Raw genomic sequence first — 7,351 nt, forward strand, 5'->3', positions numbered from 1 at the left:
ACCTTATTCGGCGGAAGGAAAGGGGGATAACGGTGCTCGTTTTTACGGCATAAAGGTTTATAATCTTAACAGATATTTTTACTTTATGCAGTTAACGTTGATATTCCTGGTGGTGGGTGCGATTCTGTTTCTCGGTTATCTGGCCACCATCATGTTCAAACGGTTTAAGATTTCTTCGATATTGATACTGATGTCGATAGGTTTGCTCTTGGGTCCTGTGTTTCATCTCGTTGACGTGTCGGAAGGTAGCGTAATAAGACAACTGTCTCCTGTCATGGGCGCAATTGCGTTGATCACGATCCTTTTCGATGCCGGTACGAAAATGAATATAGGTCGTTTGATCAGGTCTCTGCCGCGCGCATCCGTTTACACGGTCCTAGTGTTCGTCCTAACGGTGTTGGGTGTCGGGACGGTCTTACACTATGTATTCGGATGGGATTGGATATACGGATTGATGTTCGGTGCAGCGGTGGGCGGTACAAGTTCCCCGATAGTGATACCGATGGTGGAAGGAGTATCGATCTCCACACGTATCAAAGATCTCCTTGCACTGGAATCGACGCTTACCGACGTGCTCTGCGTATTAACAGTCGTAGTTCTTATCCAGATACTGACCAGCCCTACCCCCGTACCTCTTGAAAAGGCGGTCTTCGGTAACCTTATCGCCAAGATTTCCGTATCGGTATTTCTGGGCACCGTTGCAGCGGCTTTCTGGATCTTTTGGTTGATCAAGATCAAATCGACTCAGGAGTACAACTATATGCTTACCGTGGCACTGGTGCTGATTCTTTATGCAATTACCGAGATGTCTTACGGAAGCGGTGCCATAGCCGTCTTCGTGTTCGGTTTGGTTCTTGCTCACAGGAAAGAGTTGTCCCAATGGATAAGGATAGACCACGAATTCATCAAACCTCAAAGGTTTATGATGTTTCAGGAGGAGGTCACATTCTTCGTACGTACGTTCTTCTTTGTTTACATCGGGTTGTTGATCAGTACCGAATACTTCACGTCCACTACAATCGTAATGAGTTGCATAGTGTTGGTGATAGCGCTACTGTCACGCAAGATCTCTCAATCGGTCCTTTTAAGAGATGCCGACCCTAAAGAGAAGAAGATGGTGATCATGTTCCTGCCGCGCGGGTTGGCTGCCGCGGTGTTAGCGTCCCTGCCCACCGCTTACGGTATCACTATCCCTTATTTTGAGGAGGGTGTGTTTGCAACAGTTTTCTTAACAAACCTGTTTGCATCGTTCGGTGTATGGGTCATAGAAAGGGAATACAGATCTCGGAACAAACAGTCATCCAACGAACCATTGTCATCGCATCGGGAAGTGTTGAAGAGCAGACCCGTTAAGACAGGAAAAAACTGAACGGTCCAAAAAATCCTAACGCGGGGTATATGTTACAACCCTGTTCTTTGTTTTCTTTGCTTCGTACAACGCTGAATCGGTTTTCTTTATGATGTCTTCCACAAGTTCCCTTCCAACACCTTCCGTAACCATCGAGATTCGGAGTCGGTCGGCCGGTTGAAACGAGAGCAACCCTGCACTGAGCGTGACCGTTAACCGTTTACCGTCAACCATGAATGTCTCTTCAGCAACGGACCTTCTCAATCGATCTATCAATCTCAAGGCGGAACTTTTTTCGAATCCTGGCATGATCACGTAAAATTCGTCACCGCCGTACCTGCACACGTCTATGTTGTGAGCATCTGCGAACTGTTTGAACATGTTACCTAACCTTTCCAGGATTCGGTCCGTGACATAATGTCCTTCTGTATCGTTTATCTTTTTCACACCGTCCAAATCTATCATGGCAAAAGAAACAGGGTAACCTTTACGTCCCGCATCTTCCAACACGTCCAACATCCTCGATTCGAGATACTGTCTGTTGAACAACCCAGTCAACCTGTCTCTCACTGCCATGTTTTTAAGCATTCTCATCGTCTCAGCATTAGCGAAAACGCGTTCGACCAACCGTTTTACTGTGAGTAACGTTTTGTGCAATACCTTCTCATCCGGTTCGTTCTCGTCATCGACGGACAGTAACCAATCACCGTTACCTATGTTTAATGCGATGAGTCCGAACCATTTCTGTCCGATAACCGATGCTACCTTATCCTCTGCTGCGGCGTCTCCGGTGACGATCACCGGTTTCTGTGTTTTAAGGGTCTGTTGCACGTACCAATAACTGTTCGGGACCAATATGTTAGTCAACCTCTCCTCGTCCTTCTTCGGGACAGCGGCAACGCAACGTAACATGTTCCCGGCACTGGTGTACAACCTAACCCTACGCATACCTGTTATTATTCTGACAATCTCGAGCAATGAATAAATCCGGTCATGGGGAGATCCGTCGAAAAGTTCGCTTATCAGGTCGATGAGTTTTAACTGTTTTTCGACATCCTCAAAACTCCGTTCTCTCATGGTCTCACTCTAATTCTTCGGTTCTGATTCTCGACATACTTGTTATACTTTCCCCTTCACCGAGACGCATGATACGTACACCGTGAGCGTATCTGCCCATTACCCTTACATCTTTTGTTCTTATCCGTATCGAACGTCCGGCGGATGTAATGAACAGTAGTTCATCAGAATCGTTTACTGCAGCGACGTCTACAACTTTCCCGGTTTTGGTGTCTACAGGCACGTTTATTATGCCTTTACCGCCTCTGTGTTGTAACCTGTAATCTTCCATCTTCGAACGTTTACCGTAACCGTTCTCGGTTACTGTAAACACCGTGTCACCGTCGTTGATAACCATCCCTACAACTCTGTCATCCCCTCTCAACCGAATCCCGTGTACACCGATCGCTACGCGACCCATCTCCCTGACATCAGATTCGTTGATCTTTATACAGTATCCCCTCTCAGTTGCAATGAGGATGTGCCTGTTCCCGTCCGTGAACCTAACACTTACCAGTTTATCGTTCGGTAGGAGTTTCAGTCCTATTATACCCCCTTTTCTTACCTTGCTGTAAGCCGACAACCGGGTTCTTTTTATGATGCCTCTCTCGGTCACGAACACCAGGTAACCGTGTTGATCAAGGTTGCTTATCTTTAAGGTGGCGGTGATCTTCTCATCCGCGGGCATCTCCAACAGAGCGGCCAACGGTTTGCCTACTGCATACCTTCCGGTTTCCGGTATCCTGTATACCTTTAACCATCTGAGTATTCCTTTATCAGAGAACACGAGAAGGTAATCGTGGTTATCTGCGACTAATACATCTACCACCGCGTCCTCTTCGCGCGTCTCGGTAGCGATTATACCTTTGCCACCGCGTTTCTGAGTCCGGTACTCCTCAAGAGGTACGCGTTTGATGTACCCGCGTCGTGTGATCGTTATTACCATTCTTTTATTTGGTATGAGCTGTTCGAGTACCATGTCCTTGGGTTGATCGATGATCTCGGTTCTTCTTTCGTCACCGTATTTCTCTTTTATCTCGTTCAGTTCTCTTTCGATGACGGATTTCAGTACTGATTCGTTGGATAGAATGTTATTCAACTCTTCGATCCTAGTGTTCAGAGCGTTTATTTCATCCTCGAGTTTGTGACGTTCGAGAGCAGTTAACCTGCTCAACCTCATCTCCAGTATCGCGTTCGCCTGTCTTTCAGATAACGAGTACGTTTGCATAAGATATTCTCTCGCTTCTTTAGGATCCTTGGATTTTCTGACCTTGTCTATCACATCGTCTATATTGTTGAGCGCTACCATCAATCCTTCTACAATATGTTTTCTGTCCAACGCATTCTTAAGTTCGAACCTACATCTCCTCGTTATCACTTCTTTTCTGAACTTCAAGAACTCCATCAGCATCTCTCTCAGATTCAGCGTTCTCGGTACTCCGTTGACTATTGCGGTGTTTATCACACCGAACGTCTTCTCTAAATCCGTATGAAAATACAGTTGATTGAGTACAATCTCAGGGTTGACCCCCTTCCGTACACTGATCACTACCTCTATGTTACCGCGTGAAGAGAGATCTTTTAGCCCGGTGATATCCGGTAACTTCTTTTTCTTAACAAGTTCTGCGATCTGTTCCAACAGTTCTGATTTGTTGACCTGGTACGGTAGTTCCGTGATTATGATCTGATTGTTCTTTTCATCAACCCTGGCTTTACCGCGTACGGATATGATCCCGCGTCCCTTGGTATAACTCTCGACTATGCCGCTCCTCCCGACGATTACGCCACCTGTCGGAAAATCCGGCCCGTGAACAATGCTCATCAGTTCCTCCACGGTCATGTTGGGGTTATGCAGAAGCGCTATCAAAGCGTCAACGATTTCGTTCAGGTTATGGGGAGGTATGTTTGTGGACATGCCCACCGCTATCCCTGAGGAACCGTTGATCAGCAGGTTGGGTATCCGTGTCGGTAAGACAACGGGTTCCTTTAACGAACCGTCAAAGTTCGGTACAAAATCTACTGTATCTTTATCTATGTCGGCTACGAGTTCGTTTGCAATCTTGCTCAGTCGAACTTCTGTGTATCGCATGGCTGCTGGCGGGTCACCGTCGATCGAACCGAAGTTGCCGTGTCCGTCAACCAAAGGATAACGCATCGAGAAATCCTGTGCCATACGAACCAGCGACTCGTAAATCGCAGCGTCACCGTGCGGATGATATTTACCCAAGACCTCACCGACAACTCGTGCGCTCTTCTTATGCGGTTTGTTATAAGTGTTACCCAGTTCTAACATCGAATAGATGATCCTTCTGTGAACAGGTTTCAAACCGTCCCGGACGTCAGGAAGGGCTCTCCCGATAATCACGCTCATTGCGTACTCCAGGTACGACGTCTTCATTTCCCGTTCCACAGGTATTTCAACGATGTTCATAACCATTCACCGATTTCCCAAAAGTTTTCATATGTCCAGATTCATGACCTCGCGAGCATGTTTGTAGATGAATTCTCTCCGGGGTTCCACCTTCTCACCCATGAGTATGGTGAACAGTTGATCCGCCAACGCAGCATCTTCTATTGTGATCCTTTTCAGTATCCTGCGTTCAGGGTCCATGGTTGTTTCCCATAACTGTTGAGGATTCATCTCACCGAGACCTTTGTATCTCTGGATAACGCATTTCTCCGGATGTTCCAGACCTTTCATGATCTCCTCCAGTTCGCGGTCGCTGTATGCGTACCTGACCTGTTTTCCGCATTTGATCGCATAGAGGGGCGGTTGCGCTACATACACGTAACCGTTTTCTATCAACGGTCTCATCTTTCTGTAAAAGAAAGTCAGGAGAAGTGTGCGGATATGCGCTCCGTCAACATCCGCATCGGTCATGATGATGATCTTGTGATACCTGAGTTTAGATAGGTCCAGGTTATCATCCGTACCGCAACCGAGTGCCGTGATAAGTGTTCTGATCTCTTTGTTGGATAATATCTTATTCAAAGGCGCCTTTTCAACGTTCAGTATCTTACCTTTCAAAGGTAGGACCGCCTGCGTTCTTTTATCCCTACCTTGTTTTGAGGACCCTCCCGCACTGTCTCCCTCTACGATGAAAAGTTCTGCCTTTGCAGGGTCGCGTTCCGTGCAATCCGCAAGTTTGCCCGGTAACGAACCGTTCTCCAGAGCCGATTTCCTTCTGACAAGTTCTCTGGCTTTTTTCGCGGCGATACGTGCCTGCATAGCCCTCATTATTTTGCCTATGATAACGCGCGCTTCCGCGGGATGTTCCTCCAGATATTCTTTAAGTTTTGCATAAACCGCCTTTTCAACGATACCCTTCACTTCATAGTTGCCCAGTTTGGTTTTGGTTTGGCCTTCAAACTGCGGTTGCGGGACAAGCACCGAAACAACAGCAGTGAGACCTTCGGAAACATCGTGGCTTTCGAACCGTTGATCCTTCTCTTTGAAAAAACCGTTGCTCTTCGCATACTCGTTCAACACGCGCGTCAAAGCAGTTTTAAACCCGACAAGATGGAACCCGCCTTCAACGGTGTTGATGTTGTTAGCAAAACTGATTACTGTAGATGTATAAGATGTAGTATACTGAAGAGCGAATTCTACGGTAATGTCATCTACAGATTTTTTGTAATGGATTACATTGTGTAACGGTTCTTTGTTGGTGTTAAGGTATTCGACGAATTCTTTCAGTCCGCCTTCATAGTGGAATGTTTCCCCGGTACCTTTGCGTTCGTCCCACAGGGATAACCTGACCCCAGGGTTGAGAAAGGCTAACTCTCTCAACCTGTTCGCAAGGATATCGTAATCGAACGAGGTTTCGGAGAAGATCTGCGGGTCAGGTTTGAACCGTACCACTGTCCCCGTTCTCTCCGTTTCCCCGATAACCTCTACATCCTGTGTCGGTTTCCCGCGTTCGTACCTCTGGAAAAATATCTTTCCGTTCCTGTAAACCTTAACTTCTAACCATTCGGATAATGCGTTAACCACGCTCACTCCAACACCGTGTAAACCTCCGCTGACCTTGTAAACAGTTTTATCGAACTTGCCTCCTGCGTGGAGATGCGTCATAACGATTTCCAGAGCCGATTTGTTGAACTTTTTATGAATCTCCGTCGGTATGCCTCGACCGTCATCGCTTACCTCTACAGACCCGTCTTTCATTATCTTTACTTCTATGTTTTTGCAGAATCCGGCTGTCGCTTCATCTATGCTGTTGTCTACAACTTCGTAGACAAGATGATGAAGACCGCGAACACCTGTGTCCCCGATGTACATAGCAGGCCGTTTTCTCACGGCTTCCATACCGCCAAGAACTTTGATCGCTTCTGCAGTATACTCTGCCTTTTCTTCAGCCATCCAATAAGCACCTCATTAACGACTTAAATAGTGACCTCTAAAACGGTTTTTTCTCAGTAAAATTTACTCACGAATCATATTTAAACCTTACCTTAATTCTCTGTATCGTCCCGAATCAGGCTCCTCTCGATGCTTCTGGTTCATGTTTTCTTTTTCACAAAATCACTCACTATTAGTAGTTATCCCCTGTTGTTTTGGCCTTTTTTCAACGAGAGGGAATAGTTTTGGGATAGTGCACTTACCTTAATTCCCTTCTCACTTCATTTTTTACTTTTCCTTTTTTCCCTACTATTATTATTTCTTCGTACGGTAGTTAGCGAATCCAACTATAAACAAATATTAAAAATACCTTTCCAAAATTATGTAACTATGATTGTCGATGTTCACTGTCATCTGGTTGACGTGAGAAACTTCGATAGGTCTTTGATAGAGACGAGTGACCGAATTTTTATTACTGCGGGATACGATTATCGGACCACTGAAAAGACTGTTGAACTGGTTTCAAAACTGTCTAATGTGTTTGCTGTTGTAGGCATCGCCCCGCAGACAGTGTTGCGTACATCGCAGGAATATGTGGATGAATC

Annotated in this window: 5 protein-coding genes; 2 read left to right on the top strand and 3 right to left on the bottom strand. The window is 46.1% G+C overall.

Translation table 11 applies throughout. The features are described from left to right. Window positions 1–85: 85 nt before the first annotated feature. Complete coding sequence (locus tag J7K41_01640) at window positions 86–1,369, top strand: cation:proton antiporter (GenBank protein ID MCD6549394.1); 1,284 nt, start codon at window positions 86–88, stop codon at window positions 1,367–1,369. Between the two features lie 15 nt (window positions 1,370–1,384). On the opposite strand, the gene J7K41_01645 is transcribed toward J7K41_01640, so the two are convergent. Genes J7K41_01645 through gyrB form a run of 3 tightly spaced genes read right to left on the bottom strand, consistent with a single transcriptional unit; the run spans window position 1,385 to window position 6,767 of the window. Beyond that, window positions 1,385–2,425: a GGDEF domain-containing protein gene (locus tag J7K41_01645; protein ID MCD6549395.1), complete on the bottom strand. Its 1,041-nt coding sequence runs from the start codon at window positions 2,423–2,425 to the stop codon at window positions 1,385–1,387. 4 nt (window positions 2,426–2,429) lie between these two features. Continuing rightward, window positions 2,430–4,835 (bottom strand): DNA gyrase subunit A, encoded by a 2,406-nt coding sequence (gene gyrA, locus J7K41_01650; GenBank protein ID MCD6549396.1) that lies wholly within the window; start codon window positions 4,833–4,835, stop codon window positions 2,430–2,432. Between the two features lie 27 nt (window positions 4,836–4,862). Next, a complete protein-coding gene (gene gyrB, locus J7K41_01655; protein MCD6549397.1) occupies window positions 4,863–6,767 on the bottom strand; it encodes a DNA topoisomerase (ATP-hydrolyzing) subunit B in 1,905 nt (634 codons plus the stop codon). 369 nt (window positions 6,768–7,136) lie between these two features. Between gyrB and J7K41_01660 the strand changes: the two genes are divergently transcribed. Then, a partial coding sequence (locus J7K41_01660) for a hypothetical protein (GenBank protein ID MCD6549398.1) occupies window positions 7,137–7,351 on the top strand: 215 nt, incomplete at its 3' end.

Source organism: Candidatus Micrarchaeota archaeon (assembly GCA_021163225.1).
Lineage (GTDB): Archaea > Micrarchaeota > Micrarchaeia > Anstonellales > JAGGXE01 > JAGGXE01.

Bases quoted from the DNA above. Each gene is read 5' to 3' on its own strand.
- J7K41_01640 (MCD6549394.1), top strand. From the start codon at position 86: ATGCAGTTAACGTTGATATTCCTGGTGGTGGGTGCGATTCTGTTTCTC.
- J7K41_01645 (MCD6549395.1), bottom strand. From the start codon at position 2,425: ATGAGAGAACGGAGTTTTGAGGATGTCGAAAAACAGTTAAAACTCATC.
- gyrA (MCD6549396.1), bottom strand. From the start codon at position 4,835: ATGAACATCGTTGAAATACCTGTGGAACGGGAAATGAAGACGTCGTAC.
- gyrB (MCD6549397.1), bottom strand. From the start codon at position 6,767: ATGGCTGAAGAAAAGGCAGAGTATACTGCAGAAGCGATCAAAGTTCTT.